A 26,146-nucleotide genomic window follows, 5' to 3' on the forward strand; every position below is an offset into this window, starting at 1 on the left:
AGCGTGCGCCTCATTAACAACTTCGGCACCGGCAACGGCAGCGGCATGGTCTCGGGCAGCGCCGGCACCGGCGCCTGTGGCGGCTGGCTGCAACTGGTCGAAGTGCCCGGCTGCGCGGTGAGCAACGACGCGCAGGTGCCGCAGCCTTGAAGCCGCCCTGCCGCAAGACGCACACAGAGCGCCCCACGATTTGAACACGAAGACTCAAAGGCACGAAGGCAGAAGGCGCCGAGGCGCCGAGGCAATGAGAATCGGGTCGTGCCGATTCGATCTTCCTGGTGACTCTGTGCCTTGTGTTGAAAATGTTGGGCCACCGATCCAACAGCGGTCAGCAGGGCACACGGGTCGATCATGAATCGAGAATGCGAGCGACTTGCCGCTGCATTGCCGCGTCAAAAGTCGGCACGTCGAAGCGCAGGGCATTGCGGCGGCAGGCGTCGGCGTCGATTGCCGTCGATTCAAACTGCCGCATCGCTTCGCACAGCGCCGCAGCGCTCTGCTGTTCGAATCGCACGCCGACGCGATCCGTCATCCAGTCTTCGGCGCCCCCGCGATGCAGGGCGATGATGGGGCAGCCGCACGCCATGGCTTCGACGGGAACAATGCCGAAGTCCTCGATGCCGGGAAAGAGCAGGGCTCGCGCAGTTCGGTATTCATCGCGCGTCTGCTGGTTGTCGAGCGGGCCGAGGAAGGTGACGGTTGGTCCGGCGAGTCGGCGCAGAAAGCCGGCCTGCGAACCGTCGCCGCCGATGCGCAGCGGCACGCGCAGCGCGTTGGCCGCGTGAATGGCGAGGTCGATGCGCTTGTAGGGCTCGAGCGCGGAGATGACGAGAAAGTGCTCGCCGCGCCCGATGCCCGGCCCGGGCGTGAAGAAGCCCGTGTCCACGGGCGGGTGCACGACGGTTGCTTCGCGCCCATAGCAGGACTGGATAGCCCGCGCGGTGTGGGCGCTGTTGGCAAGGAAGGTGTCCACGCGATCGCAGGTCTCGCGGTCATAGCGGCGCAGTCGATTGCCAAAGACGCCAAAGCCGGCGCGGCGGAGATGCCCGGCCCAGCCCCCGCTGCTGTACTCTTCCCTCAGCGACCAGAGGTAGCGGGCCGGGCAGTGGCAGTAGCACAGATGCGGCGCGCGGCCGCGGCCGTCGCGGCGCATCGGCGGCATGATGGCCTTGATCATCGCCGAACTTGTGGAAATGAGCAGATCGAAGCGCGGCTCGAGGCGCAGCGACTCCACCGCGCGCGGATAGAGCGGCAGGTACCAGCGGCGCAACCGGCCCGCGGCGCCGGGCCAGCGCTGCAGCGATGAGGTGTGGATGGTGCACGCATCGAGCGCCGGCGTGTAGCGGCGCGACGCGTCGTGCACCATCAAAAAGAGATCGGTGGGTCCGAACAGAGTCGCGAGCCGGTCGAGCACGCGCTCGCCGCCGCGCATGCCCACGAGCCAGTCGTGGGCCAGCGCGATGCGCGGCATGGCTGAGGCTGCTGGCGAGGCGTCGGGTTTGACTTGCGCGACTACCATCGATCACCCATGCCCAGCCAGCCTGCTGTCCACGCCGCAAACCTGCACGGCCTCGACTATCGCACCGAGGCCAGGCGCCTTGGTCCGCCGCCGGCGCCGATCACCGATGTGCACACGCACATCAACGGGACGAAGGCCGTCGAGATCTACCGGCGCGCGGCGGAGCTGTTCGGCGTGCAGCAAGTCTATTCCATGACGCATCTCGAACACGTGGAAGTGACGCGCGAACTGTTCGGGCAGCGCCTGCGCTACATCGCCGTGCCGCAGTGGGGCGCCAGCGACCGGCGCAAGGCGTTCACGACCGACTGGCTCGACCGCATCGAGCGCTACGCCGCGATCGGCTGCCGCATCTGCAAGTTCTGGGCCGCGCCGCGCTCGCGCGACATCGGCATCGAACTGGGCGAGCCGGATCTCTTCGCGCTCGACGGGCCGCATCGGCGCGAGGCGATGGAGGTCGCCCGGCAATGCGGCATGATGTTCATGACCCACGTGGCTGATCCCGACACGTGGTTTGCCACCAAATACGCCGACGCGAAGCGCTACGGCACCAAGCTCGATCAATACAAACCGCTGGAGCGCGTGCTTGACGAGTTCGGCGATGTGCCGTGGATCGCCGCGCACATGGGCGGCTATCCGGAAGATCTCGATTTTCTCGACGCGCTGCTGCAGCGGCACGACAATCTGCATCTCGACACTTCGGCGACGAAATGGATGATCCGCGAAATCTCGCGCCAGCCGCGCCAGCGCGTCGTGGAGTTTCTGACCCGGTGGAAGGGCCGCATCCTCTTCGGCTCGGACATCGTCACGACGGATGAACACCTCAAACCGACGGCGACGGCCATGGGCATGGGGCATCTCGCCGCCGATGAAGAACAGGCATTCGATCTCTACGCGAGCCGCTACTACGCGCTGCGCCTGATGTGGGAGACGGATCACCACGGGCTGTCGCCGATTGCCGATCCGGACCTGGCGATGGTGGAGCCGGAGCGATTTGATTCGAACGCATCGCCGGTGCTTGAGGGCAAGCGGCTGCCGCGCGACCTGCTGGTGAGCCTGTACCATGACGCGGCGGCGAACCTGCTCGACGCGTGGCACGCCTCCTGATTGCCGCACGTCCAATGTTTACCACAAAGCGCACGAAGGCCACGAAGAGAATTCACGAAGAGTGAAGAGATTTAGCCGCAAAAAGGCTCAAAATGCGCAAGAGAAGAATTGATTCGATCTCGTCCGAACGGCGTTTCCCAAGCCTCTTTGCTTCTTTTCTTTTTGTGTCTTCTGTGCCTCTTTGCGGCTGATTCTCAGTGCGTAAGAACCCAGGCGAGGACGTTCGCGTTGATGTACTTGGCGTCGCGGATCTCGTTGCCGCCGCAGCAGCAGCAGCCGCCGCCTGCGTTGCCGGTGTCGTTGAGCCCCTCGGGCGAGTAGATCATGGCGAGCCGGCCGTTGAAGCGCAGCCCGTAGAGTTGCACGCTGGCTTTGTTCGTCTTGGTGCGCAGGCTGGTGATGTGAAAGACGGTCTGGAAGATGTCCTCGTCCAGTTCGAGCGGCTCGAGAGGAACATCGGCGAACACCTGCGCGATCTCGTGCCTGAACGAACGGTTCCAGTCGGCGCTCGAACAGCCGGCCGAGGCGAGAATGAAGCCGCCGCGCTCGATGTACTGGCGGATGGCGGTGAACTGTTCATCCGTGAACGTGAATGCGCCCTCGCCGCTGAGCACCGCGAAGGGGTAGTCGTAGAGTTGGGGCGAGTCGAGCGCGATGCGGGCCGGCTCGCGATTGACTTTGATTTCCGTTTCGCGCGTGAGCAGATCGAGGTAGCCTGAGGCAAAGCACTGGGCGGTCTTGTTCTGGTCGTAAACGAGATGCGCCACCTGAACGACCGCGGCCTCCTGCGGCGGATCCTGCGCCGCCGGCACGAGGCGCAGCGGCTCAATGATCGGCAGCACCATTGCGGCTGCGAGCGCGAGGCGGCGGAGATCAAGGCTCATCGATAGTCTCCTTCGTGTCGGACGCGGCCTGCTGGCTCGCCAGGCGACGGAAGTAGCGGGCCGCGAGGTCGCGATAGCGCGCAGGGATTGTGCCGAGCGCTTCGCCCGGTTCGCTCTGCTGCGCCTGCTGCGAGCGGACCGTTGACCGGCTCGCGGCGATTTCGGGCGGCGCGGCGGGGTCGTCAAGTTCGGTCAGATGCCGGCGCGGACTGTCTGGGTCGCTGCGGCCGGCGACGGGTTCGGCGGCGCCGTCTCGATTGATGAGCGATCGACTGCGCGCTTCGTCAAGCAGCGCGCTCGAAGCGGATGTCTCGCCGGAGGTCATTGCAGCCGCACCGCCGGTCGGGGAATCGGGGTTGGCGTTTTGTCCCTGGCCCAAACCTGGTGTGCCGCTCTGGGCCGGCGAATCACCGGAAGCGCCCTGGCCGGGCTGCTGGCCCTCACCGCCGGCATCGGATTCGCCGGACTGAGCATCGGGTGCTCCGCTGCCGCCTGGCGCCTCGCCCGCCGCGTCCGCGTCAGACTGAGCGCCGGCGGATTCTCCGCCGCCTTGCCCTTCACTGGCGCCGGCGCCTGAAGCGCTCGATGGCGAGGCGCCGCTGCCTGCCTGCGCGCTGCCGCCGCTGCACGCGGAGTACGTCGCCTCGTCGATGATGAGAATATCGCACGCCGCCGCGGCGGAGTTCTGCGGCCCGCCGAACTCATCGGGCCGGTTGTCGGCGGCGGTCGCCTGGAGGCGCACGGTGTCGCCCGGTTGAAGTTCCAGCTGCGACAGGTCGATCTCCGCGGCAGCGGCGCTGCGGCCGCCCGATTCCTGCGGCGCATCCAGCGGCTGGGGCGCCTGGGCGATAAGTTCGCCTTCGCGCCAGACCTGTGCCGTAAGTTCAACTTGCGAGACGCCGAGGTCATCGCTCGCCTGCACTTGCGCGGTAAAGCGCTGATCCGCCAGTGCCGCAGCGCGCGGCGGCGGCTGCGCGATCGACACCTGCGGCGGCGCATCGGCCACAACTTCGATGCGCAACGGCGTGGGGGTCGAAGCGAGCCCGGTCGGACCGATCAGACGGAGCGCAATCTCGTGCACGCCGACGGCGGCGGCGTCCCAGTTCCACGTCGCGGCGTGCGCATCTTGAGAAACCAACCCGTCGCTCGCGCCCTGGCCGGTGGCGCGGAGCGCGCTGAGCGGCAGGGTTGAGGTGGCTTCGAGCGTGAGATGGCTCGCCTGCAGGACGCGGATCGGCTCGGGCTTCTCGCCCAGCGGCAGGCGGCGGAGATCCAGCGCCGAGCCGTAGGTCGGACCGCGGATGATCAGCGTGCGCGACTCCCAGCGAGGCTCGAGGCGCGGGGTGATGGCGATCCACTCGCTGCGGCCGCGCGGCGTGTCGATCATGACCTGCACCGGCTCGCGACAGTCGCGCAGCGTGCCGGTGAAGCACTGCTCACTGGCGTCCGCATCGCCGGGTTGAAGCGGCAGGCGAACGGGCTCGGCGGCGCGATCATCGAGGTCGCGGCAGACGAGATCGGCGCTGGCCGGCTCGCCGCCGGTGATGCGCACCTGGATCGCAGCGCTGTCGCCATAGACAACTTCATCGCACTGCGGCTCGAACGAGATGTCAAAGACCAGCGGGGTGTAGGGTGGATGATCGCCGAATGGGTCGATGAGGCGCAGGGCGACGGCGGCGACCGGCCGCGGCGCGGTCAAGCCGGCGGCGACGATGAACGCGAGCGCCCCGAGCAGCGCGAGCAGCGAGCGGCGGCGCGCGGCGGTGGCGGTGAGGCGCCGCGACTCGGTTCCGCGCGCTGCGGCTTCGCCCTGCTCGCTCGTGCGGGCGCGAAGCAGGGCGCCGACGTCTGCCGGGGCTGCGAGCGACGGCGCCACCTGCAATTGCACGGCGGAGATGAGCGGATTGTGCCGCAGGCTGCAGCGCTGCTCGATCTCGCGCGCCAGCCGAGCGGGTGAGGCGTGGCGGATGGCACGCGGCGGGATGCATCGCCAGATGAGACGAGCCGCCCCGGCCAGCAGCACGAGCCCGAGCCCCAGCCGCAGCCACGGAGGCAGCGGCCAGAGCGCATCGACAACCACGACAGCCGCCGCGAGCAGCAGCCACTGCCACAGCGCCGCGGTCAGGCGGCCGGCGACGCCGACGAGCGCAAGTTCGACTCGCGCGCTGGACAGGCGCTGGCGAAGCGTCGGGATGGGGTCGCGGCTGGACATGGGCGCTGGTTCGCTGCTCAATGCTACCGAAAACGATCGGCCCGGCCGCATGGCCGGAGCGAAATTGTCCGCAGCCGCGACTGGCGCGAGCCCGCTAGCCTTGTTCATGGAACCGCTTCTCCGCCCTGGTTTGATCGTCCTGATGCTGATGGCGCTGAATCTGGCGGGGTGCGCCCGCGAGCGTGAGGCCGGTTCACTGCCGGGCTTTGAGGCGACGCAATGGCTCGGCGACGAACAGAGCACCGGCGATCTGCCCGCCGGCGCTTCGCTGGAGCACTTCGAGGCGGGCCGGCGTGAGTTTGCGATCATCGTTGATGGACGCGTCGATGAGGTCATCGAAATGGACGTCGCCTCGGCTCCGAATGACTCGTGGCGCACCGTGATCGAAGGGCAGCGGGCGGCGCTGGTGCGCGAGCAGGATGGCGACCTGCTGCTGGTGCAGACGACGGATTACCCCAACAACGCGGTGACGACGTTTGAGCCCCCGCTGCCGCTCATCATGGCGGGCATGGAGGTCGGGCAGGAGCACGCGAGCGAGCACGCCGTTACCGTGCGGCCCCTTGATGACCCCTCGGCGATGATCGACCGCGGCCAGGCGACGCAGACGCTGCGCCGCCGGCCGGATCAGGCCCTGCGCCTGCCGCACGACCGCATGGACCATGCGGCGGTGTTTGAGCGGACGTTGGTGCTGGACCTCGCGCGCGCCAAAGTGAACGAGACGACCCGCGCGTGGTACGTGCCGGAGCTGGGCCTTGCCGCCGAGCAGAGCCGCGAGCAGGTGAAGGTGCTGGGCCCGCTGGGCTGGACGCACGAACGGCTGATGCTGCGCGTGCCGTGACGCCGGGAGTCCAACTCTGCAGCACGAAGGCACCGTGGCGCCAAGTTACAGCGAAGACGAGTTCAATCGTCATTCCAGTCGTCGTGTCTTCGTGTCGATGTGTCTTCGTGCTGGAACGTTGGGCGAGCGCTCAACGCGCGTCTCCGCTCCGCGGCGCCGCGCACTACGCCGGATGCTCTGCGAGCCAGCGCTTGACGAATTCGTTGTACTGCTCGGGCGTGTCGATGCCGTGGTGGCGCGCATCGGCGATGACGACCTGGATGCGCCGGCCGTGTTCGAGCACGCGCAACTGTTCGAGATGCTCGGTGCGTTCGAGCGGCGTGGGCGTCATGCCGACGTACTCGATGAGAAACTCGCGGCGGTAGGAATACAGCCCGACGTGCTTGAGCGGCTGGCTCGGGCCGATCGCATCGCGCTTGAAGGGGATGAGCGCCCGCGAGAAGTACAGGGCCCGGCCCATGCGATCGACAACAACCTTGACGATGTTCGGGTTGGCCGGATCTTCGTCGGCGGCAAAAGGCGAGGCGACGGTGCACATGTCGGCGTCGCCCAGCGCCTGGGCGGCCTTGTCGATCAGCGCGGGATCGATGTCGGGCTCATCGCCCTGCACGTTGACGACGATCGTGCCGTGCGCGAGGTCGCGGGCGACTTCGGCCAGGCGGCTGGTGCCGTTGGGATGATCGGCGCGGGTCATGACGACTTCGCCGCCAAAGCCCTGCACCGCCTTGGCGATGCGCGAGTCATCGGTGGCGACGAGCACACGCGAAGCGCAGGTCGCCAGAGCAGCGCGCTCGCAGACGTGCTGAATGAGGGGGCGGCCGGTGCGGGCGGCCAGTGGTTTCCCGGGGAAGCGACTGGATGCGTAACGGGCGGGAATGACCACGACCACGTCGCTCATGCCATCACTGCTTTGCCTTGATATCTTTGATCAACTGGCGGATTTCGTCGCGCTTGCTGCGGATGTCGCGGAAGGACAGTTGCTTGAGCGCGATGGTCTTGGCGTGCTCGCCGGCTTCCTCGGCCGCAGCGAGATCGTCGTTCTCCCGCGCGTGCGCCTGCAGAGCCGACATGAGGTCGTAGCGCATGGCCAGGTGCGCATCGTCATCCTTGAACTCGTAGTTGTCCACAGCGGTGCGCAGCGACTCGACCGCCTCGTCGAACCACTCGTGCTTTAGAAAGCACAGGCCGATGAGGTGCTGTGCTTTGGAGCGATGACGCGCGTCGTTCTGAGCTTCCTGAAGCGAGGGAATCGCCTCGTCGTACTCGCCCAGTTCGTAGAGGCGCCTGCCCAGTTCGAAGCGCAGCCCGAGGTCGGTGGGATACTTCTCGCAGCGCTCGCGGTACTCGCCAACTTCGGCCGTGAGGATTTCGCGCTCGCCTTTTTCAACGCGGGCCTGGTCGACGGGATCGCCGGTTTCCTCGGCCTTCTCTTTGAGAGCGCGGAGTTTCCGCCGCGCCTGCATGAGCTTGATATCGCCGGCCTGCATGCGGAAGCGATACTCGGAGGTGTCTTCGTAGCCTTTGCGGAAGACGGCGATGGCCTCGGTCTCGAGCTTCTCATCGCCTGATTTACCCATCGCTTCGGCGTAGCGCTGGATGGCATTGGGATCGAGCGGGTTCGCCTGCCACTCGGCCCGCGCCGTCTGAATGCGGCGAAGCATCTGGTCGGTGCCGGCCGCGTAGTTGTCCTCTTCAGTGAGCAGCTTCTGGGCTTCGGCGTCGCGGATCGAGCCGCGGTAGGAACCTTCCTGACCGACGTTGGTGTCGTAGCGGCCCTTGTCCATGGTCGCCTGGGCGGAGAGGTTGCGGATGCGGGCCTGGAGGGCGGCGTCGGTGCGATCGAGGCTCAGCGCCACCTCGCCGACCTTGACGGCCATCTCGTAGGCGCCGATTTCCTCGAAGAGGTCCACGTACTGGACAAAGGCGTTCTTGGAAGGCTTCTTTGTGGAGCGGCCGAGCACGTTGATGCCGATGCCGCCAAAATGCAGGGCGACGTCGCTCAGCCCGAGGCCGGCCGCCTCATTGAGGAACTTGAGATTGAGGTTCGAGTTGAGGACGTCGGTCATCCAGGCAAGTTCGGCCGCGGCAAGGCGATCGACGGGCCGGTTGTCGCCGCGCATCTCGCGGATTTCCTTGCCGGTGGCGGGCTTGCCGCCGGTCTTGACGTGGAGGCTGGCGATCTCCCAGAGGCTCTTGTGGGCTTCGAGGTTGGTCGGGTCAAACTTGATGCCGTTGAGGTAGCACTGGATGGCGTAGGGGTAATTGCGCGTATCGGCGGCAGTCCGCGCCTGGTTGAACCACGCGCGCGCCTTCTCCGGCTGGATGTTCAGCCCACCGCCCCCCTCGCCGTCGGATGAGCCGTTGCCTTCTTTACGCTTGAACCACGCCAATGAGCATTCCTCTGCTGCCTGGTGTCGCCATCGCCCGTTCCGCCTATCGTCCAGATTATTGGATGGGTTCAGGCCCGGGGCCTGTCTGCCTTTGCGGCAAAGCGGCTTTCACAATAGAGATTGGCGCTGCGCGCGTCAACCGCGTGGCCGGCCCCAACTGCAGCGCTGCACAGGCGCAGCGAGGCCTACCATCGCCCGATGAGCGTCGATCCGGCATCTCTGCGCATCCTCCGATACCCCCATCCGGCCCTGCTGCGCACGGCGCGCCCGCTTGAGGACATCACCGACGAAACGCGAAGCGTCGCCGCCCGCATGCTCGATCTCATGCGCGAGGCGCGCGGCGTGGGGCTGGCCGCGCCGCAGGTCGGCCTGGCCTGGCGGATGTTCGTCACCAACAGCGGAGCCGACGACGAGCCCGACCGCGTGTACATCAATCCCGTGCTGCGCGAGCCCGAAGGCGGCCTCGAAGCGCACGAGGAGGGATGCCTGAGCCTGCCGGATGTACTCGGCGACGTCTGGCGGCCGCCGACGATCTCGATCGAGGCGACGGACCTTGAGGGCAACCGCTTCACGCTCCGCAGCGGCGAACTGCTCGCGCGCGTGTGGCAGCATGAGTACGACCACCTCGACGGCCGGCTCATCATCCACCGCTTCGGCCAGATGGCCAAACTCGCCAACCGCCGCGTGCTCAAGGAACTCGAGCGCGCGGGGACGCCGTGACCCGCACAATCGCGCGGCGGACCTATGGTTTGGCACCTTGAGCGCCGACGGCAAACCCATGCGACTGGTGTACTTCGGCAGCGGGGCCTTTGGCCTGCCGACGCTGCAATTTCTCTGCGCGCAGCGCGATCGATTCGAGATCACTCTCGTCGTATCGCAGCCGGATAAACCCGCGGGACGCAAGCGGCAGTTGACGCCCACGCCCGTGGCCCAGTGGGCCCACGAGCAAGGCCTGGCGTGCATCAAGCCGGCGCGGGTAAACGAGCCGGAGGTCGTCGAGCGGGTGCGCTCGGCAGATGCACAGGCGTTCGTGGTCATCGCGTTCGGCCAGAAGATCGGGCCCGCGCTGCTCGAGGGCGTGTTCGCCATCAATCTGCACGGCTCGATCCTGCCGGCATATCGCGGGGCAGCGCCGATCCAGCGGGCGATGATGGATGGCTGCGCGACAACCGGGGTCAGCGTCATCACGCTGGCCCAGCGCATGGATGCCGGCGACATCCTCGCGACCGAATCCACGCCGATCGGCTCGAATGAAACGGCGGGCGAACTGCACGACCGGCTGGCGCTGCTCGGGCCGGGGGTCGTGGCGCGGGTGCTGGAGCAGTTTCGCGCGGGCACACTTGAGCCGCAGCCGCAGGATGAGCGCAACGCGACCAGCGCGCCCAAGTTGGCCAAGCGCGAAGGCACGACGGATTTTGCGCTGCCCGCCGAGCGCGTTCGCGCCTGGATTCACGGGCTCAACCCCTGGCCGGGCTGCACGGTCAACCTGGATGGCGATGAGGTGCGGCTGATTCGCGTGCGCGACTGGCCCGATGAATCGCACGACGCAGCGCCGGGCACGGTGCTGAATTCGCTGCACATTGCGTGCGCTTCAGGCGCGGTTGAGGTGCTCGAACTGCAACCGCTGGGCGGGCGAGTCATGGCGCTGGACGCCTACCGGCGCGGCCGCGCGTTCGAAGCCAGAATGCAGTTCACGCCTCGCGCGGGCGAGGCGTGAACGCGTGATGTATCGTGAGTTGCGGATCGGCGCGGCTTGACGTTACTTCGCCGCTTCGCGGGCGTCGCGCATGGTGGCCAGCAGGCGATCGACCGCGGCATCAGAGAGGTTGCGCCGGGCCTTGCGGAGCATGTCGCCGAACGCGTTGATCTCTTCGTCGGTCCACGGGCAGCCGACGTTGCCGTTGGGCCCGTCGCTGGTGACGATGGTTTCGCCCTTGGCGTCGAGGAAGGCAAACCACGGAATCCCGCCGGATTCCGACTTGCGATAGCGGTTGAGCATTTCAGCGCCGCCGATCATGCGATCGGTGTCGATCTTCACCTCGACGAAGTCCTTGGCGAGGATCTTGCTGATCTCGTTCCTGGCGAGCCAGTCTTCGAGGCGGTGGCACCAGCCGCACCACGGCGCGCCGAAGTGCACGAAGACGACGCGATCGCTCTCGCGGGCCTTGGTCATCGCTTCGCTGAGCACGGCTTCGGCGTCGAGGTACGCCGCCTGGTGCTTCTCGAGAAACTCGAGCACCTTGGCCGGATCGTGGCTCTGCTCTTTGACGCCCTTGACTTCCAGATCATCGGTGCGCTGATTGGTGACGACCTTGCCTTCACCATCGAGGATGGTGAGGTAGGGCACGCCGGCGTCCTTGAGGTTCGCGCCGTAGGAGGCGGCGAGTTCCATGTTCTTATCGAGCTTGCCGATGTCCACGTAGACGACGTCGTATTCGTAGAGCAGTTTGCGCCTGATCTTCGCATCGGTCTGGAAGGTGTTGTGCAGCACGCGGCACCAGGAGCACCAGTTGGCGCCCCACTGGATGAGCACGCGCCGGTTTTCCTCCTTCGCTCTGGCGACGGCGGCCTCGATCTGCTTGCTCGCGTCGGCCTGCTCGTCGTAGATCGGCTTGGGCTGCTCGGGCTGGGCGGCGCCGGGGGCGGCGGAAACCTGGGCCGTAGCGGCCATGGGAACGGAGGCCAAACTGAAGGCGGCCAAGGTGCAGGCCAGGAGCACGGTTCGGGGAACGGACATCGCAATCCTCCTTCAAGGGGTGCAGGGTGGGCGCATTGTACCGGATTTGACCCCGGCTTGGAGCTTGCGGAGTGATTTGGACCGCGAATCGGGACGCAGCGAAGCGAGCCAAGGCTAAACTCTACCAGAGGAAGACGACATGGCCGGGACGACGAAATCGCGGCTGATTCACCAGGGCCGGCGATTTGCTTTTGAGGAACTGGAAGTGCACCGAAACGGCCACCGCGTGGTCCTGGATGCGGTGCGCGGGCCGGGGGCGGTGGTGGTGGTGCCGGTGCTGCCCGACGGGCGGCTGGTGCTCATCCGCAACCACCGGGCGGTCGTCAATAGAATCCTCTGGGAGTTTTGCGCCGGCGGGATCGAGGCGGGCGAAGAGCCGGCGGCCACGGCGCGGCGCGAACTCATTGAGGAAACGGGATATGAGGCGAACCAGGTGCGGCATCTCGGCACGTTTTTCACCTCGCCAGGATTCTGCGACGAGCAGATGCACGCCTACCTCGCGACCGGACTTGAGCACGTGGGTCAGTGTCTCGAACAGAGTGAGGAAATTGCCGTCGTCGCCGCGCCGCGCGAGCAGGTATGGTCCATGATCGACGGCGGCGAACTCATCGACGCCAAGAGCATCGCCGCGATGACCTTGTACGAGCGCCATTGCCATGAGCCCGTTTGACCGTTCAACCCGCAGGTCGCGCCGAAGCGAAAGGCTCGGCTGGTGGCGCCTGGCCGATGACGTTGCGGCGTGGTCGCTGCCGGTGGGACGCCTCATGGGCGTGCGCCTGCGCGTGCACGCGCTGCTCATTCTGCTCATCGCGGTGGAGATGCTTCGCTCGACGTGGCTGGCGGACCAGGAGACGGCCAGCGGCCCGGCCATCATGGCCACGGCTCTGCTGGCGCTGGTCATCGTCGTCTTCGCGCATGAAATCGGCAAGGCGCTCATGACGCGCTGGATGGGAGGCGCCGCCGAGACGATCGTGCTCTGGCCCCTGGGCGGTCTCTCCGAGCACCAGCAGCCGGCGGCGTGGCGGCGACGGCTCATCGCCTCGACCGGCGGCGTGCTGCTCAGCCTCGTGCTCGCCTCGGCGCTGTGGCCCATGCTCATGGAGATCACGCCCAACTGGTACACGACGATCACGCATCCGCTCACGCCGGGCGAGTCGTTCGGCGAGTGGCTGCTGGTGGCCAAGGCCCGGCCGCCCTGGTGGATGCTGCTGGTGTGGTGGATCGGGTATGCAAACCTGATCGTGCTCGCGGCGAATCTCATTCCGATCTATCCGCTCGACGCGGCTCACGCGCTCGAGAGCGTGCTTATGGCCGCACTCGGCCGGCGGCGCGGCCGGAGCGTTTCGATCGCTGTGGCGCTGTGTCTGTCTCTGGTGGTGGTGTCCGCGTCGCTGCTGGTCGATCAGATCGCGGGCGTGTTCCTCGGCGGGTTCGCGATGCTCTGCTGCATCACCACGGCGAGGCGGCACGCGTTTATCGAAGCGCCGGTCGATACCGTCGATGTCCCCCCGCCGCTGCAGCAGGCGCCGGACCGCGATGAACTCAATGACGTCGTAGTGCGCTCGCCACGATCGCTGGCCAACCTGGAGACGACGGCCTTCCAGGTGCGGCTGGAGGCGTCGCCGGACACGCAACGGCGCACGCAGCCGCGAGCCGTGCAAGGCGATCGGCTGGCCACCGAAGAAGAGGTGGTGGACCGGATTCTGGCCAAGATCAGCGCCGAGGGGATCGCCGGATTGAGCGAGCAGGAGCGCAAGATTCTCGAATCAGTCACGGCCCGTCGCCGCCGGGGATAGACTTCCTCTTCACCAATGGGCATCTACGACCGGCAATACGTGCGTGAAGACCACGGCGGGGGCAGCCCCTTTCCCTCCGGCATGGCGGCGATGTCGGGCTGGTCGTTTAACACCTGGCTCATCATCCTCAACGTCGCAGTATTCGTGCTCGATGCGCTGCTCGCGCCGGCGTTTGCCCAGAACCTGCTGCTGGGCGTCAATGCGGCAACGGGCGAGCCGGTGTTCCAGGCGATGGCGCCGCTGGCCTACTTCGGCCACTTCTCCACGACCACGGCGCTCGTTCACTTCCAGGTCTGGCGCTTTCTGACGTTTCAGTTTCTGCACGCCAGCGTGCTGCACATTGCCTTCAACATGCTGGCGCTGTACGTGTTCGGGCCGATGGTTGAGCACTACCTCGGCAGTCGGCGCTACCTCGCGTTCTACCTGCTGTGCGGGGTGGCGGGCGCGGCGTTGTACCTGCTGCTCAACCTGGCGGGGCTGATGATCGGGCGCGGCCTGCCGCTGGTGCTGTTCAATAACCCCGCCACGCCGCTGGTGGGAGCGTCTGCGGGGATCTTCGGCGTGCTCTTTGCCGCCGCGTACCTGCGACCCAACCAGGTCATCACGCTGTTTCTGTTTTTCGTCCTGCCCATCAGCATGCGCATCAAGACGCTGGCGATCGGGCTGCTCGTCATTGCCATCTTCGTCCTCTACACCGGCGGGGACAACGCGGGCGGCCAGGCGGGGCACATCGGCGGCGCCGCGCTTGGCGCGCTGCTCATCCGGCACGCGAACTGGCTCAACTGGGCGCTCTGGCTGCCGCTCGACGGTCTCAAGCGGCGCGGGCACCACGCCTTCGGCCGCTACTCGGGCGGAGCCGCCGGCGGGCGCGAGTTCTTCACCGGCAAGCCGGCCCGGCGGCCGGGCTTCTTCGAACGCCGCAAACAGGCGAAAGAACAGTCTGAACTCGACGAAGTCGATCGCATTCTCGCCAAGATCGCCAACCAGGGCATGGGCAGCCTCACCGAGCGAGAAAAGGGCATCCTCCAGCGCGACACCGAGCGCAAGCGAGGCGCGTAGCAGGTGGCCGCGCTGCGATTCGAGATCAAAGCCCGCTCACGCGCGTGCGGCGCCCGGATGGGCGTCGTGCACACGCCGCACGGCTCGTTCGACACGCCCGCGTTCATGCCCGTGGGCACCAAGGCGTCCGTCAAGGGCCTTCTGCCTGAACTCGTCAGGCGCACCGGCTCGCAGATCATCCTCGGCAACACCTACCACCTCATGCTGCGGCCCGGCAGCGACGTAGTCGCCCACTTCGGCGGCCTGCACCGCTTCATGCGCTGGGATGGACCGATCCTGACTGACAGCGGCGGCTATCAGGTCTTCTCGATGTCGGACATCAATCGCATCACCGACGACGGCGTGGTGTTCAAGTCGATCATCGACGGTTCAATGGTCGATCTCACGCCCGAGCGCTCGATGCAGGTGCAGAACGAACTCGGCGCCGACATCATCATGGCCTTTGATGATTGCCCGCCCAGCGGACCATGCGAAGACGCAAGCGGCGCTTACGCGGCGCGCCTTGATATCGCGATGGAGCGCACCATTGCCTGGCTGGAGCGGTGCGCCGCGAGCCACGCGCGCCCGGACGAACAGGCGCTCTTTGGAATTGTCCAGGGCGGCACCGATCTCGACCGCCGCCGGCGGAGCGTCGAGCAGGTGTGCGGCATCGACCTGCCCGGTTATGCGATCGGCGGCGTGGCGGTGGGCGAGGGCACGGAGGAGATCCGGCGCATCGTGGAGCACACGGCCCCCCTGCTGCCCGCTGACCGGCCTCGGTATCTCATGGGAGTCGGCTACGAGTGGGACCTCATCATGGCGGTGCGGGCGGGGGTTGACATGTTCGACTGCGTCCTGCCGACCCGCAACGGGCGCAACGCCAACGCCTTCACGCGGCGCGGGCCGGTTCGGCTGCGCAATGCGGTGCACGCGCGGGACGAATCGCCCATCGAGGCGGGCTGCGACTGCCCGGCCTGCGGCGAGAGTTTCAGCCGGGGGTACCTGCGGCATCTTTTCCTCGCCGAGGAGATGCTTGGTCCCATCCTCGTCAGCCTGCATAACATAGCCCACTTTCAACGGCTGATGGCAGACGCGCGCCAGGCCGTGGTGGATGATGACTGGGCCCGGCTGACGGCCGACTGGCCGGTGCTGGGCGGCGCGGACGTCGCCTTGGCCGAGGACGCCTGACGGACCGCAAACTGCTCTCTCGAAGGGCGCTCGACGCCGATTGGACCGCACCATGGAGTTCCCTTTCACGATTTTGACGCTCGCGCAGGCGGATAACCCGTCGGACACCGGTGCCTCGCCGACCCCCGCGGGGGGCGAAGCGAGCAGCGGCTCGCCCGGCGCGGGAGGCGGCGGGAGTGCCCCGGCGGCCAACCCGTGGGGCAGCGCCTTTATCTTCATCCCCCTGCTGCTGATCATGGTCGTCATGATCTGGACGAGCAGTTCCGCCCAGCGCAAGGAAAAGAAGAAGCGCGAGCAGATGCTCGGGGCGCTCAAGCGACACGATCGGGTGCAGACGATCGGCGGGCTGATCGGCTCGGTGGTGGAAATCAAGGACAGCGAAGTGGTGCTAAAGGTGGACGAGGCGAACAACGTGAAGATGCGCTTCGCCAAGTCCGCCGTGCAGCAGGTGCTCTCCGAGGGCGAGGGGGAAGCAGCGTCCGGGGGCAGGTAGCGGCGGCGCGGCGGCGGGCGGCGATCAGCCGCGCGCGGCCCGGCAATTCAGCGGCTCGGATGAGCCGGTCTCTTCAGGTCGACCGCGAGGGGTCGGCCGTTTGTTTCGGAACAAGGTCACATGCGAACTCACCTGTGGAAGATCATTCTCGTCGTCGTCGCCGTCCTGCTTTGCGCCAATGCGATATTTCCGCCGCGCGAAAAGCTGAAACTCGGCAAGGACCTCGCGGGCGGCGTGACCATTCTCTATGGCGTCAAGCCCGACGCCAACACCGGCCGCCAGCCGACTTCGACGCAGGTGGCGCAGATGATCTCGGTCATCCGCGACCGCATCGACCCGAGGGGCATCTACGACATCAGCATCGAGGCGCTGGGGACGAACCAGATCGAGATTTCGATGCCGCTGCCTTCGCCGGAAGTGAAGGAAATGAGGCGGGAACTCGACGCGCATCTTGATGCGCTCGCCGCGTCGTCGATCCAGCCTTACGAACTCGATGAAGTGTTCCGGCTGAGCGGCGCCGAGCGTGAGGCGCGCATCGCGGCCCTTTCGGCGGAGGTGCCCGAACGAGAACCGCTCTTTGCCGACGCCATCGCCGCCTACGACCGCTACCAGCGCCTCGCGGCGGATTATGCTCCGATCGAGGAGCAGGCGCGTCAGGCCAGGAAGGCGGCGCGGGACCAAGCCGATGCGGCCCAGGCGGTCGTGACCGAAAAACTGAATGCCGCCGAACAGGCCGGCGTGGACGCCATCGAACTGCCGCGGATGGCCGGCATTCCCGATGAGGCGGCTCAGCAGGCGCGCATCGACGAACTCGTGGCCGAAACCGAGGACCCGCAGGCGGCCCGCGATGCGATCGCCGCGTACCTCGAAGCGCGGAACCACGTTGCCGATCTGCAGGCGGAGGCGGACCGGGTTCGCGCGCTGTGGCAGATCCGCCTCGAGCCGCTCGAACGCGCCGCCGTCCAGGCGGATGAGGTGTTCGAGCAGGCGCGCCAGGCGATCATGAATACGAGCCTCAACGTGGAAGACGTCCGGCGCATCCTGGCGCTGGACAAGACGCCCAAGATGGTCCGCGACGCCGCGACGGGCAAGAACATCGAGGGGCCGAGCGTGCGCGAAGAGGCGCTCACGCGGCTCAAGGCTCAGTTTCCGGTGCTCGAGAGCGAGGTCAGCCAGGCGGTCACGCTCTACGACGCATACCGCAGTCGAGCCCGTGGCTACGACGACCCGAAAGACCTGATCGCGCTGCTGCGCGGCGCGGGTGTGCTCGCGTTTCGCATCACCGCCGAGAACTCTGACCCGCTCAACTTCCAGCAACTGCGCCAGGAACTGCGCGAGCGTGGCCCCACGGGTACGCGGTCTTCCGAGTCGGTCCGCTGGTTTGCCGTCGATCGGCCCGAGGGCTGGGCGGATGAGGATCGCGAGCAGCAGTTCCTTGCCAGCGATCCAGCAGGCTTCTTTGCGGCGCGCGGCTATGTGGCCGAAGAGTTCGACGGCGTCATTTACCTGCTCGCCTACCAGACGCCCGACCGAGCCCTGACCGAGACCAGCGGCCCGTGGGAACTGACGGGCGCCTCGCGCACCATCGACCGCACCGGCCGGCCCGCGGTGTCGTTCCGACTGGATGCGGCCGGCGCGCGGCTGTTTTCCGACCTGACGGACAACAACATTGATCGGAAGATGGCGATCGTGCTCGACGATCGAATCTTCTCGGCGCCGCAGATCCGCGGCCGCATCTCCGATCAGGGCGAGATCACCGGCAACTTCTCCCAGTCGGAGATCGACTACCTGCTCAAGGTGCTCAACGCGGGCTCGCTGCAAGCCCAGCTTACGGACTGGCCCATCGCCCAGAACACGGTGGGACCCAAACTCGGCCTCGACAACCTGAAGCGCGGTCTGGAAGCGGGCGTGCTCTCGTTCGTCGTCGTGTCGATCTTCATGATCATCTACTACTTCCGCTGCGGCGCCATCGCCGACGTAGCCCTGGCTCTCAACGGCCTGTTCATCCTCGGGGCCATGGCGCTCAACCAGGCGGCGTTCACCATGCCCGGCATCGCCGGCATCGTGCTCACCTTCGGCATGGCCGTGGACGCCAACGTGCTTATCTACGAGCGCATACGCGAAGAGCTGGAAGGCGGCGCCGACACGAAGACCGCCATCCGGCTCGGCTACGAAAAGGCCATGAGCAGCATCGTGGACGGCAACGTCACGAACCTGATCGTCTGCTTTGTGCTGGGATTCACCGCGTCGGCCGACGTCAAGGGCTTCGCCATCACGCTGGGTATCGGCGTGGTCTCGACGCTGTTCACCGCGCTGTTCATCACGCGGACGATCTTCGACATCGGACTGGCCACGGGCACCATCAAGCGCCTGAGCATGCTGCCAATGGCGTGGAGCGCGCTGGGCCGGGCGCTGCACCCGAACATCAACTGGGTGGCCCTGCGCAAGTTCTGCTACATGTTCAGCGCCACCGCGGTGATCGCGGGTCTGGCGCTGACGTACGCCACCTGGCGCGAAATGCTCGATACCGAATTCCTCGGCGGCACGACCGTCACTTTCTCGTTCAAGAACAACGAGCAGGGCGAGCCGGTCAAGCTGCCTCGCGCCGAGGTCGAAGGCCGCATCAAGGCGTACGCGCAGCAGGCGCTCGCCGCCGGCGACATCACGCCCGAGCAGGAGCGGGCCTTCCTTAGCGTCAACGTCTTCAACCTGCACGCCGATGAAGTCGAGGGCGAAGGCTTCAGCGGCTCGGCGTTCACAATCAAGACCACCATCGACGATCAGAGTACGGTCGAAGCGGCGATCATCGAGTCATTCGGCGACATTCTCGACATCCCGCGCATCGTCGAGTTCCAGGGATCCGATCTCGCCGCCGACGAAAACCCGCCGGTCTACCCGATCCTCAAAGACTCACTGGGCGACAACATCAACCTGCCCACCGTGCGCACGAGCGTGAGCCAGTACCTCGGCGGGGTGGCCGTGGTGCTCGAGAACATCCAGCCTCCGCTGTCGCTCGGGGAGATCCAGAAGCGCATCGACACGAAGCGGCGGAGCCCGGAGTTTGAAGCGCTGCTCGGCCGGCAATCGACCGTCGTGGGCCTCACGCGCGACGCCGAGGCATCCGCGGGCGGCGAGAGCCGCTACAGCGACGCCGTGGTGGTGGTGGACAGCACGGTCTCGGGCGTGAGTTGGTTCGAGAATCCCGATCTGTGGAAATCACTGGTGGCGGACCGGGAGTGGAATCTCATTTCCAGCGCGCTCACCGAGCCGCCGACGCTCGATCAGATCACGACGATCTCGCCGACCGTCGCCGAACAGTTCCGCGCCACGGCGGTCGTGTCGATCGGGCTGAGCCTGTTGGGCATCCTGGCCTACATCTGGGTGCGGTTCGGCTCGTTCCGTTACTCCGCGGCGGCGGTGGTGGCGCTGGTGCACGACGTGTGCGTCACGCTGGGAATGCTCTCGCTCACGCACTACCTGTACAACACGGCGTTCGGGCGGGTGCTGCTCATCGAGCCATTCAAGATCGACATGGGTGTCATTGCGGCGCTGCTGACGATCATCGGCTACTCGCTCAACGACACGATCATCGTCATGGACCGCATCCGCGAGAACCGCGGCAAACTGACCCTGGCCACGCCCGAAGTCGTGAACAAGTCGATCAACTCGACGATGAGCCGCACGCTGCTCACCTCGGGCACGACGCTGCTGGCGCTGGTGATCATGTACTTCGAGGGCGGCACGGGCATCCGGCCGTTCGCCTTCGCCATGCTCTGCGGCATCATGATCGGCACGTACAGTTCGGTCGGCGTGGCATCGCCCATGGTGCTCACGCACCGCAAGCCCAAGGCCCGGGCGCAGGGGCTTAGTGCAGTATGACCGGGCCCGGCGGCCGATATGATCGAAGCGGACCGGCACGAACGATCGCGCGCCGGCCGGAGGATTGAGCATGACCGGAACCAGCCGCATCGGCGTCCTGCTGCTGCTCGTGCTCGCCGGGTGGGTGGTGCTGTGGTACCTCGTCTTTTCCGACATTGCCCGTAGCGACGTGGAACCGGGCGACGGGCTGAACATTCTCGAGTCAGACACCGTCGGCACGAATCCGGATGACGAGCCGGTCGTCGAAGAACAGCCGCCGCCGGTGCAGCGCGAGCCTGAGCCGCGAACGGTTGAACCCGAGCCCGACCCCGGCGAGCAAGCGCCGCCGGCGGGCCGGGAGAGCAGCGTCATCCCCCCGCCGCCGCCGACCACGCCTTACACCGTGCAGCACCGCGACACGATGGAGTCGATCGCGGCGGAGTGGTTCGGCGACAAGTCCAAGTGGGTCCTCATCGCACATGAGAACCCGCTGGTGGACCCGCTCAAACTCAAGGCGGGCCAGAACCTGCGCCTGCCGCCCAGGGACGCCAAACTTGACGCCATTTCCATCGAAGAACTCCGTCGCCTGACGCGGAGCACGAAATACGTCGTCGTCGATGGCGACAGCCTGTGGAAGATCGCGGCAAAGTTCTACGGCAACGGCGCGCTGCATCCGATCATCGCGGAGGCGAACCGCGATGTGCTCGGACGCAGCAGCGACCTGCAACTGGGGATGGAACTCGTCATCCCGCCCTACCAGAAACCGGCTGATTGACCAGCGCCCGGATCGGCGCGGCCGACGCGATCACATCGCCGAAGGCAACCCGATGCAGCGGCGCCACGACGACACCTGGCCCAGGTGCATCGTCACGTGGTTGGCGAAAAGGAAGTGCAGCACGTGCCCGATCTGCGGAAAACGAGAGGCGTAGCGCTCGTGCGCCGTGGGACGCTGCAGGACCTCGTCATCGACCGTCTCCAGGTAGTCGAGCATGACGGCGTGGCGTTCGCGCAACTCCGCCATGATCTCATCCTTGGCGGGATAGATCGAGGCGTCGTCGAGGCACTTGCTGCCCGGTTCGAAGAGTTTGGTGAAGCGTTCGTTGGTCCGCGCGAGATCCGTGCGGCCGAGAATTGAATTGAACGCGCGATCGGGATAGAGCGACAGATGCCCGAAGCACCATGCAGGATGGTTGATCGTCGGATGGGGTTTGAACGCGAACTTGTCGGCGGGGATGTCCCTGGCGAGCGCGTCGGCCAGTCCCAGGGTAATGCGAAGATTGCCGGCCAGGAACTGCGTGGATGAGGTCATCGTCTGTCACTCCTCGGTCAAGGTTGAGCGGGGACTGGCCCCGAGAGAGTGGAGTTTAGCGCGGGCGTTCGCGTCGCTGCAGTGTCACGCGCCCAGGTACTTCGCGTAGATTCCGCGGGCCACTTCCGGCCGGCTCGTGCCCTTGATGATCGCCCGGCCGTTGGGAAAGACGGTCAATTCGATTGGGCCGGAGGCGTCGTTGAGCCGCGCGCGAAGCAGGAAACGATTGCACTCGACCCGGCCGTGCGGTTCGAGGCGCGCGGCCAGCGCACGCAGATCAGTTTCCGCAGCGCTGCGCGGCACGATCTGGACCGCGTCGCGACCGCACAACGACGCCGCAGCGCCGCGGAACGCGCCGGCAAGGTGCTCGAAGCGCCCCTGCCCGCAGCACACGCACAACCCCGGCTGATAGGCGCCGCGCACGTCCAGCCGCTGGTGCTCGCCGTGCCAGAGGTCCATCGACAGGAGGTCGCGGCTGACGACATCGAATCGACCACAGAGAATCTTGATCGCCTCGGCCGCCTCGTACTGGCTGATCACCCCCACCATCGGCCCGAGCACGCCGGCAGTATCGCAGGTGAGACTCGCGCCGGCCGGTGGGGCGGCGTCGAACACGCAGCGCAGACACGGGCCGGCGTGCTCGTCCCACTCGCGCGCCGGCCGGCAGGCCGGTGAAGCATGCGGCAGGAACGTGGCCGTCATGCCGTGCGTGGCGACCGCGCCGCCGTAGATGTACGGGACGCCGTACTTGACGGAAACATCGTTGAGCAGATAGCGGGTTTCAAAGTTGTCCAGGCCGTCGATGATGACGTCCGCGCCCGAGGCGACGGCTTCGACGTTGGAGGGATTCACATCATCGACGATGGCGTCGATGCGGATACTCGAGTTCACGCGCAGCAGGCGGCGGCGGGCGGCTTCGGCCTTGGGCAGGCCGTCGGCGAGATCCTGCTCGTCGTAGAGGACCTGGCGCTGGAGGTTGGTCAGTTCGATCAGGTCGCGATCGACCAGCGTGAGCCGGCCGACGCCGGCGCGGGCGAGCATGTCCGCCACGCCCGAGCCCAGCGCGCCGCAGCCGATAACCGCAGCGTGCGCCGCAAGCAGGCGCTGCTGGCCCTCGGCGCCGATCTGCCCCAGGAGCATCTGGCGGTGATAACGCGACAGGTCGGTCATGCGGCGGATTCTAGGGTCACGCCGGCCCTGTTCGTGGATCGCTGTTGCAACCCACAGGCGAGGGTCCGGGAACGTGCGCGTTTACCGCGATTGCCGAGACGGCATCAGGCGCGATCCGCGGGCAAATCGCGATCGCCGCCGCTGGCGTGCGGACGCGGTGAATTGGAATCTTGTTCACGTGGCGGATGGGAATGCCGCCGGATAACCCGCACCGGATTGACTCCCGGAGAACAGCGCGATGAACAAGAACCTGATGAGCAGTGTGTGTGCAGCAGCGGCGGTCCTGAGCCTGGCCGGCATGAGCCGCGGCGACATCATCATGGGCGAGCCCGTGCGCACGCCGTCGGGCGCGGCGTCCAACGCGACCATCGAGTTCCGCGGCAGCAGCGCGGGATACACCGGACAACTCTACTTCCTCGGCTGGGGCGACGAGAGCAACGTGATCCACTACGCCGACGGGAGCGACCTCGGCCAACTGCTCTTCAACAACCACGCCAGCGAGATCGGCGCAACGGTGCTGCTCGTGGGCGAATTCGAAGCTGGCAGCGTGCTGCACTTCGCCTATGAGGTGATCGCGCCGCGCAGCAAGTATGACCTGTTCCGCACGGATGTGGAGGACGATCGATTCAACTTCGCCTACGACGCCGCGACAGGCGACTACGCGATCGAAGATCTGCGCATGGACTACCGGCACTACGACGGCGACTACAACGATGCGATGTTCCGCATCTCGCTGCAGAGCGTTCCCGCACCAGGAAGCCTCGCGCTGCTCGGCCTCGCCGGCCTCGCCATGACGCGGCGCCGGCGGCGCTGAAGCGGCACGGGACGAAATGAGCCCATCCTCCTTTCAGGTCGGCGCGCCCCGGAGAGGCACCTCCGGGGCGCGTCGTTTTTCTGACGAGATGTCGCCTGAACACTCGCTGCGAGGCTTACTCCACGCGAACCACATTGCTCGTGCCGCAGGTTGGGACGTCGAGGAGTTGCAGGTAGCCGCCACAAGCGCCGGGGCCGGCGGTGCGGCCGACGGCGCCGCTGCCGTCGGGGCCGGTGTTGCCGGTCCAGACGACCTGCAGTTGGCGGGAGCCGAGACCCAGGATCGTGCCGGCGCAGGGCATCTGCGGCGGAAGAACAAACGCGCCTTGTTCACTTGCGAAGATCAGCGCGGCCAATCGTCCGGGCGTCGCGCCGGACCATGAGACATGGATGGGGCCGCCCGAGGGGCAGGTCGCGGCGACGCTCAATTGCGGAGCGTCGGCGATGCGGAGTTTGACGACAAACGCGTCATTGTAGTTGTGCTTGACGTTGTTCCGGCCTTCGAAATCGGTCGAGAAGGTGTAGCCCGTCACCAGCGCGTTGCCGGCGCTGTCCACTGCGATGCCGATGCCATAGTCGTCGCCGCTTCCACCGAGGTAGGTCATCCACTGGAGAGCGCCTGTGGCACTGACCTTGACAACAAACGCGTCGTAGTAAACGCCGCCGCGGTATGCGTTGTTCCGACCTTCGAAGTCGGTCGAGTATGTGTAGCCCGTTACCAGCGCATTGCCGACGCTGTCAACGGCGATGCGCCCGCCCCAATCAAAGGAAGTTCCGCCGAGGTAGATCATCCACTGAAGCGTGCCTGAGGCGCTGACCTTGAGGACAAACGCGTCGAAATCGCCGCCGTGGTGTGCGTTGTTCCGACCTTCGAAGTCGCTCGAGTAGGTTGCGCCCATCACCAGAGCGTTGCCGGCGCTGTCCACGGCGATGCCGGAGCCAAATTCGCCGTCGCTTCCGCCAAGGTAGCTCATCCACTGGAGGGCGCCCGAGGCATTGACCTTCACCGCAAACGCGTCGGCGTCATATTCGCCGCCGTGCAAGACGTTGTTCCGGCCCTCGAAGTCAGTTGAGGACGTCCAGCCCGTCACCAGCGCGTTGCCGGCGCTGTCCACTGCGATGCCAAAGCAATAGTCATTGCGGCTTCCGCCAAGGTAGTTCATCCACTGAAGGACGCCCGAGGCGCTGACCTTGACGATGAACGCGTCGTCGGCGCCGCCGTGGTGCGCGTTGTTCCGGCCTTCGAAGTCGGCCGAAGTGGCGTAGCCCGTCACCAGCGCGTTGCCGGCGCTGTCCACGGCGATGCCGATGCCATAGTCGTCGCCGCTTCCACCGAGGTAGGTCATCCACTGGAGAGCGCCTGTGGCACTGACCTTGACAATAAACGCGTCGTAGTAAACGCCGCCGTGGTATGCGTTATTCCGACCTTCGAAGTCAAATGACAAGGTCGAGCCCGTCACCAGCCCGTTGCCGGCGCTGTCCAAGGCGATGCCATCGCCAAAGTCGCCACCGGTTCCTCCGAGGTAGGTCATCCATTGCAGGGCGCCTGAAGCGCTGACCTTGAGGACAAACGCGTCGAAATCGCCGCCGTGGTGTGCGTTGTTCCGACCTTCGAAGTCGGTTGAATGGGTCCAGCCCGTCACCAGCGCGTTGCCGGCGCTGTCCACGGCGATGCCGCGGCCTTCGTCCTCTCTGATTCCGCCGAGGTAGGTCATCCACTGCAGCTCGGGGTCGATGATGAGTTCGCGAGTCGGATCGACGGGGCCATCGAGTGCGATGCGGTAGGTGTGAGCATCGCAGAGTTCGAAGCGGGCGGGGAGATGTTGGCGCGAGGGAGCACTCTCCGGTTCCCTCCCCCGGCTTTGCGGGGGAGGGTCAGGGTGGGGGTGATTCGAGAAATGCGCGGCGGTATTGGCGGGCGCTTCAGTGAAGTCAGAAGAAGACCCCCTCCCCGGCCCTCCCCCGCCGAGCCGGAGGAGGGGGTGAAGATCTTCCTGCCACACCACCGGCGCGCCGTCGGCGAGGGTGCCGAATGACGTGTTGATGTGCAGATCGCCGGCGTCGTCGATGCACAGCGACTCGATGCCGTCGTAGGCGATGCGGATCTGTGAGTAGTCTGCTCCCGGCGCGACATGGAACTCGTACTTGAGCACGCCATCGTCATTGCCCATGACGTGCAGATCCACGCCGTCGTAGAGGTTCTCGTAGATGACGGCGCCGAAGGAGGGAACGTCGCTCGCCGTGGTGCGATCTTCCCCGCCGACGAAGTAGTTGAACTTCGCCGCTTGCGGGTTGCCGCCGACGGGCAGCACGGCGTGGCTGCCGGGGAAGGTGATGGTGAGTGTGAGGCGGTCGAGCGCGGCGGACTCCCGCAGCGAGCCCGAAGCGTCAGCGAGGAATGCTTCGTGCGAAGCGCCTCCAACACCTCCTCGCTCACGCTTCGGGCTCGCTTTGGTCGTTGCGTTTGATTCGTTCGCTTCGCGCGCCATGTGCATTGTCAGGGCCGACTGACGGCAGGCGACATCAAGGCCGCGCGAGCGCAGGCCGTAGTGAACTTCGCTATCGGCCCACTGCCCCTGGTTGGGGACGAAATACACGCCGCGCAGGCCGAGGCGCAGCATCTCGGTTGCGGCGGGATCAGACTCCGCTGGGCCGGCTGTGGCCGACGGCGGAAAGAGTGTGCAGCAGGCAAGGACCACAACCATCGCCGACGACGTGGTGAAACGACGCATCGCTGGAGCCTCCTCTCACCCGACTATGCCGGCGGCAAAGGAACGGGATGGCCAATGCCGGCGCC

The 26,146-nt window shown here is 66.4% G+C and carries 22 protein-coding genes; 13 read left to right on the forward strand and 9 right to left on the reverse strand.

Annotated elements, in window-relative coordinates; translation table 11 throughout:
* Positions 1–150, forward strand: a 150-nt coding sequence (locus IT430_16810; GenBank protein MCC6909602.1) for a hypothetical protein, incomplete at its 5' end; no start/stop codon positions are given.
* A 199-nt stretch (positions 151–349) separates the two neighbouring features.
* Here the strand turns inward: IT430_16810 and IT430_16815 are convergent.
* Positions 350–1,519, reverse strand: coding sequence for a glycosyltransferase (locus IT430_16815; protein MCC6909603.1), 1,170 nt, complete (start codon positions 1,517–1,519; stop codon positions 350–352).
* 9 nt (positions 1,520–1,528) lie between these two features.
* Here IT430_16815 and IT430_16820 point away from each other — a divergent pair, with 9 nt between their 5' ends.
* Positions 1,529–2,623 (forward strand): amidohydrolase family protein, encoded by a 1,095-nt coding sequence (locus IT430_16820; protein MCC6909604.1) that lies wholly within the window; start codon positions 1,529–1,531, stop codon positions 2,621–2,623.
* A gap of 194 nt (positions 2,624–2,817) precedes the next feature.
* Here IT430_16820 and IT430_16825 read toward each other — a convergent pair whose 3' ends face one another.
* Positions 2,818–3,507, reverse strand: a complete 690-nt coding sequence (locus IT430_16825) for a DUF4159 domain-containing protein (protein MCC6909605.1) — start codon at positions 3,505–3,507, stop codon at positions 2,818–2,820.
* Positions 3,497–5,719 carry a hypothetical protein gene (locus IT430_16830; GenBank protein ID MCC6909606.1) on the reverse strand — a complete coding sequence of 741 codons (2,223 nt, stop codon included), beginning with the start codon at positions 5,717–5,719 and terminating at the stop codon, positions 3,497–3,499. The genes IT430_16825 and IT430_16830 overlap by 11 nt, the downstream gene beginning before the upstream one ends.
* A 142-nt stretch (positions 5,720–5,861) precedes the next feature.
* Between IT430_16830 and IT430_16835 the strand changes: the two genes are divergently transcribed.
* Positions 5,862–6,557 carry a hypothetical protein gene (locus IT430_16835; protein MCC6909607.1) on the forward strand — a complete coding sequence of 232 codons (696 nt, stop codon included), beginning with the start codon at positions 5,862–5,864 and terminating at the stop codon, positions 6,555–6,557.
* A 163-nt stretch (positions 6,558–6,720) separates the two neighbouring features.
* Here the strand turns inward: IT430_16835 and kdsB are convergent, their stop codons facing one another.
* Positions 6,721–7,455: a 3-deoxy-manno-octulosonate cytidylyltransferase gene (gene kdsB / locus IT430_16840; protein ID MCC6909608.1), complete on the reverse strand. Its 735-nt coding sequence runs from the start codon at positions 7,453–7,455 to the stop codon at positions 6,721–6,723.
* Positions 7,456–7,459: 4 nt separating this feature from the next.
* Positions 7,460–8,947 (reverse strand): hypothetical protein, encoded by a 1,488-nt coding sequence (locus IT430_16845; protein ID MCC6909609.1) that lies wholly within the window; start codon positions 8,945–8,947, stop codon positions 7,460–7,462.
* 198 nt (positions 8,948–9,145) lie between these two features.
* Here IT430_16845 and def point away from each other — a divergent pair, with 198 nt between their 5' ends.
* Together def and IT430_16855 are read left to right on the forward strand one after the other, a co-directional pair.
* On the forward strand, positions 9,146–9,667 hold the full coding sequence (def, locus tag IT430_16850; GenBank protein ID MCC6909610.1) for a peptide deformylase: 522 nt from the start codon (positions 9,146–9,148) through the stop codon (positions 9,665–9,667).
* Between the two features lie 37 nt (positions 9,668–9,704).
* The gene (locus tag IT430_16855) at positions 9,705–10,664 is read left to right on the forward strand and encodes a methionyl-tRNA formyltransferase (protein ID MCC6909611.1); all 960 of its coding nucleotides are present in this window, start codon (positions 9,705–9,707) and stop codon (positions 10,662–10,664) included.
* Positions 10,665–10,706: 42 nt separating this feature from the next.
* On the opposite strand, the gene IT430_16860 is transcribed toward IT430_16855, so the two are convergent.
* Positions 10,707–11,684, reverse strand: a complete 978-nt coding sequence (locus IT430_16860) for a thioredoxin family protein (protein ID MCC6909612.1) — start codon at positions 11,682–11,684, stop codon at positions 10,707–10,709.
* A 139-nt stretch (positions 11,685–11,823) separates the two neighbouring features.
* On the opposite strand from IT430_16860, the gene IT430_16865 reads away from it, so the two are divergent.
* From IT430_16865 to IT430_16895, 7 genes are all read left to right on the forward strand, one after another.
* Entirely contained in the window at positions 11,824–12,354 is a 531-nt protein-coding gene (locus IT430_16865) for an NUDIX hydrolase (GenBank protein ID MCC6909613.1), read from the forward strand.
* The gene (locus tag IT430_16870; GenBank protein MCC6909614.1) at positions 12,341–13,480 is read left to right on the forward strand and encodes a hypothetical protein; all 1,140 of its coding nucleotides are present in this window, start codon (positions 12,341–12,343) and stop codon (positions 13,478–13,480) included. The genes IT430_16865 and IT430_16870 overlap by 14 nt, the downstream gene beginning before the upstream one ends.
* Positions 13,481–13,495: 15 nt before the next feature.
* A complete protein-coding gene (locus IT430_16875) occupies positions 13,496–14,539 on the forward strand; it encodes a rhomboid family intramembrane serine protease (GenBank protein ID MCC6909615.1) in 1,044 nt (347 codons plus the stop codon).
* Positions 14,540–14,551: 12 nt separating this feature from the next.
* Positions 14,552–15,706 carry a tRNA guanosine(34) transglycosylase Tgt gene (tgt, locus tag IT430_16880; GenBank protein MCC6909616.1) on the forward strand — a complete coding sequence of 385 codons (1,155 nt, stop codon included), beginning with the start codon at positions 14,552–14,554 and terminating at the stop codon, positions 15,704–15,706.
* Between the two features lie 52 nt (positions 15,707–15,758).
* Entirely contained in the window at positions 15,759–16,199 is a 441-nt protein-coding gene (gene yajC / locus IT430_16885) for a preprotein translocase subunit YajC (protein MCC6909617.1), read from the forward strand.
* A gap of 120 nt (positions 16,200–16,319) precedes the next feature.
* On the forward strand, positions 16,320–20,078 hold the full coding sequence (secD, locus tag IT430_16890; GenBank protein MCC6909618.1) for a protein translocase subunit SecD: 3,759 nt from the start codon (positions 16,320–16,322) through the stop codon (positions 20,076–20,078).
* 70 nt (positions 20,079–20,148) lie between these two features.
* Entirely contained in the window at positions 20,149–20,832 is a 684-nt protein-coding gene (locus IT430_16895) for a LysM peptidoglycan-binding domain-containing protein (protein MCC6909619.1), read from the forward strand.
* Positions 20,833–20,862: 30 nt separating this feature from the next.
* Here IT430_16895 and IT430_16900 read toward each other — a convergent pair whose 3' ends face one another.
* On the reverse strand, positions 20,863–21,366 hold the full coding sequence (locus IT430_16900) for a DinB family protein (protein MCC6909620.1): 504 nt from the start codon (positions 21,364–21,366) through the stop codon (positions 20,863–20,865).
* 84 nt (positions 21,367–21,450) lie between these two features.
* Positions 21,451–22,536, reverse strand: coding sequence for a ThiF family adenylyltransferase (locus IT430_16905; protein MCC6909621.1), 1,086 nt, complete (start codon positions 22,534–22,536; stop codon positions 21,451–21,453).
* Between the two features lie 238 nt (positions 22,537–22,774).
* Here IT430_16905 and IT430_16910 point away from each other — a divergent pair, with 238 nt between their 5' ends.
* Positions 22,775–23,350, forward strand: a complete 576-nt coding sequence (locus tag IT430_16910) for a PEP-CTERM sorting domain-containing protein (protein MCC6909622.1) — start codon at positions 22,775–22,777, stop codon at positions 23,348–23,350.
* Between the two features lie 115 nt (positions 23,351–23,465).
* Here the strand turns inward: IT430_16910 and IT430_16915 are convergent, their stop codons facing one another.
* Positions 23,466–26,081, reverse strand: coding sequence for an SBBP repeat-containing protein (locus tag IT430_16915; protein ID MCC6909623.1), 2,616 nt, complete (start codon positions 26,079–26,081; stop codon positions 23,466–23,468).
* Positions 26,082–26,146 lie beyond the last annotated feature (65 nt).

The organism is Phycisphaerales bacterium, assembly GCA_020852515.1.
Lineage (GTDB): Bacteria > Planctomycetota > Phycisphaerae > Phycisphaerales > UBA5793 > UBA5793.

What these genes read in the sequence shown, in the direction of transcription:
- IT430_16875 (MCC6909615.1), top strand. Translation starts at nt 13,496, where the DNA reads ATGGGCATCTACGACCGGCAATACGTGCGTGAAGACCACGGCGGGGGC.
- IT430_16830 (MCC6909606.1), bottom strand. Translation starts at nt 5,719, where the DNA reads ATGTCCAGCCGCGACCCCATCCCGACGCTTCGCCAGCGCCTGTCCAGC.
- IT430_16815 (MCC6909603.1), bottom strand. Translation starts at nt 1,519, where the DNA reads ATGGTAGTCGCGCAAGTCAAACCCGACGCCTCGCCAGCAGCCTCAGCC.
- def (MCC6909610.1), top strand. Translation starts at nt 9,146, where the DNA reads ATGAGCGTCGATCCGGCATCTCTGCGCATCCTCCGATACCCCCATCCG.
- IT430_16895 (MCC6909619.1), top strand. Translation starts at nt 20,149, where the DNA reads ATGACCGGAACCAGCCGCATCGGCGTCCTGCTGCTGCTCGTGCTCGCC.
- IT430_16915 (MCC6909623.1), bottom strand. Translation starts at nt 26,081, where the DNA reads ATGCGTCGTTTCACCACGTCGTCGGCGATGGTTGTGGTCCTTGCCTGC.
- IT430_16905 (MCC6909621.1), bottom strand. Translation starts at nt 22,536, where the DNA reads ATGACCGACCTGTCGCGTTATCACCGCCAGATGCTCCTGGGGCAGATC.
- IT430_16870 (MCC6909614.1), top strand. Translation starts at nt 12,341, where the DNA reads ATGAGCCCGTTTGACCGTTCAACCCGCAGGTCGCGCCGAAGCGAAAGG.
- IT430_16865 (MCC6909613.1), top strand. Translation starts at nt 11,824, where the DNA reads ATGGCCGGGACGACGAAATCGCGGCTGATTCACCAGGGCCGGCGATTT.
- kdsB (MCC6909608.1), bottom strand. Translation starts at nt 7,455, where the DNA reads ATGAGCGACGTGGTCGTGGTCATTCCCGCCCGTTACGCATCCAGTCGC.
- IT430_16900 (MCC6909620.1), bottom strand. Translation starts at nt 21,366, where the DNA reads ATGACCTCATCCACGCAGTTCCTGGCCGGCAATCTTCGCATTACCCTG.
- IT430_16825 (MCC6909605.1), bottom strand. Translation starts at nt 3,507, where the DNA reads ATGAGCCTTGATCTCCGCCGCCTCGCGCTCGCAGCCGCAATGGTGCTG.
- yajC (MCC6909617.1), top strand. Translation starts at nt 15,759, where the DNA reads ATGGAGTTCCCTTTCACGATTTTGACGCTCGCGCAGGCGGATAACCCG.
- secD (MCC6909618.1), top strand. Translation starts at nt 16,320, where the DNA reads ATGCGAACTCACCTGTGGAAGATCATTCTCGTCGTCGTCGCCGTCCTG.
- IT430_16910 (MCC6909622.1), top strand. Translation starts at nt 22,775, where the DNA reads ATGAACAAGAACCTGATGAGCAGTGTGTGTGCAGCAGCGGCGGTCCTG.
- IT430_16820 (MCC6909604.1), top strand. Translation starts at nt 1,529, where the DNA reads ATGCCCAGCCAGCCTGCTGTCCACGCCGCAAACCTGCACGGCCTCGAC.
- IT430_16860 (MCC6909612.1), bottom strand. Translation starts at nt 11,684, where the DNA reads ATGTCCGTTCCCCGAACCGTGCTCCTGGCCTGCACCTTGGCCGCCTTC.
- IT430_16835 (MCC6909607.1), top strand. Translation starts at nt 5,862, where the DNA reads ATGCTGATGGCGCTGAATCTGGCGGGGTGCGCCCGCGAGCGTGAGGCC.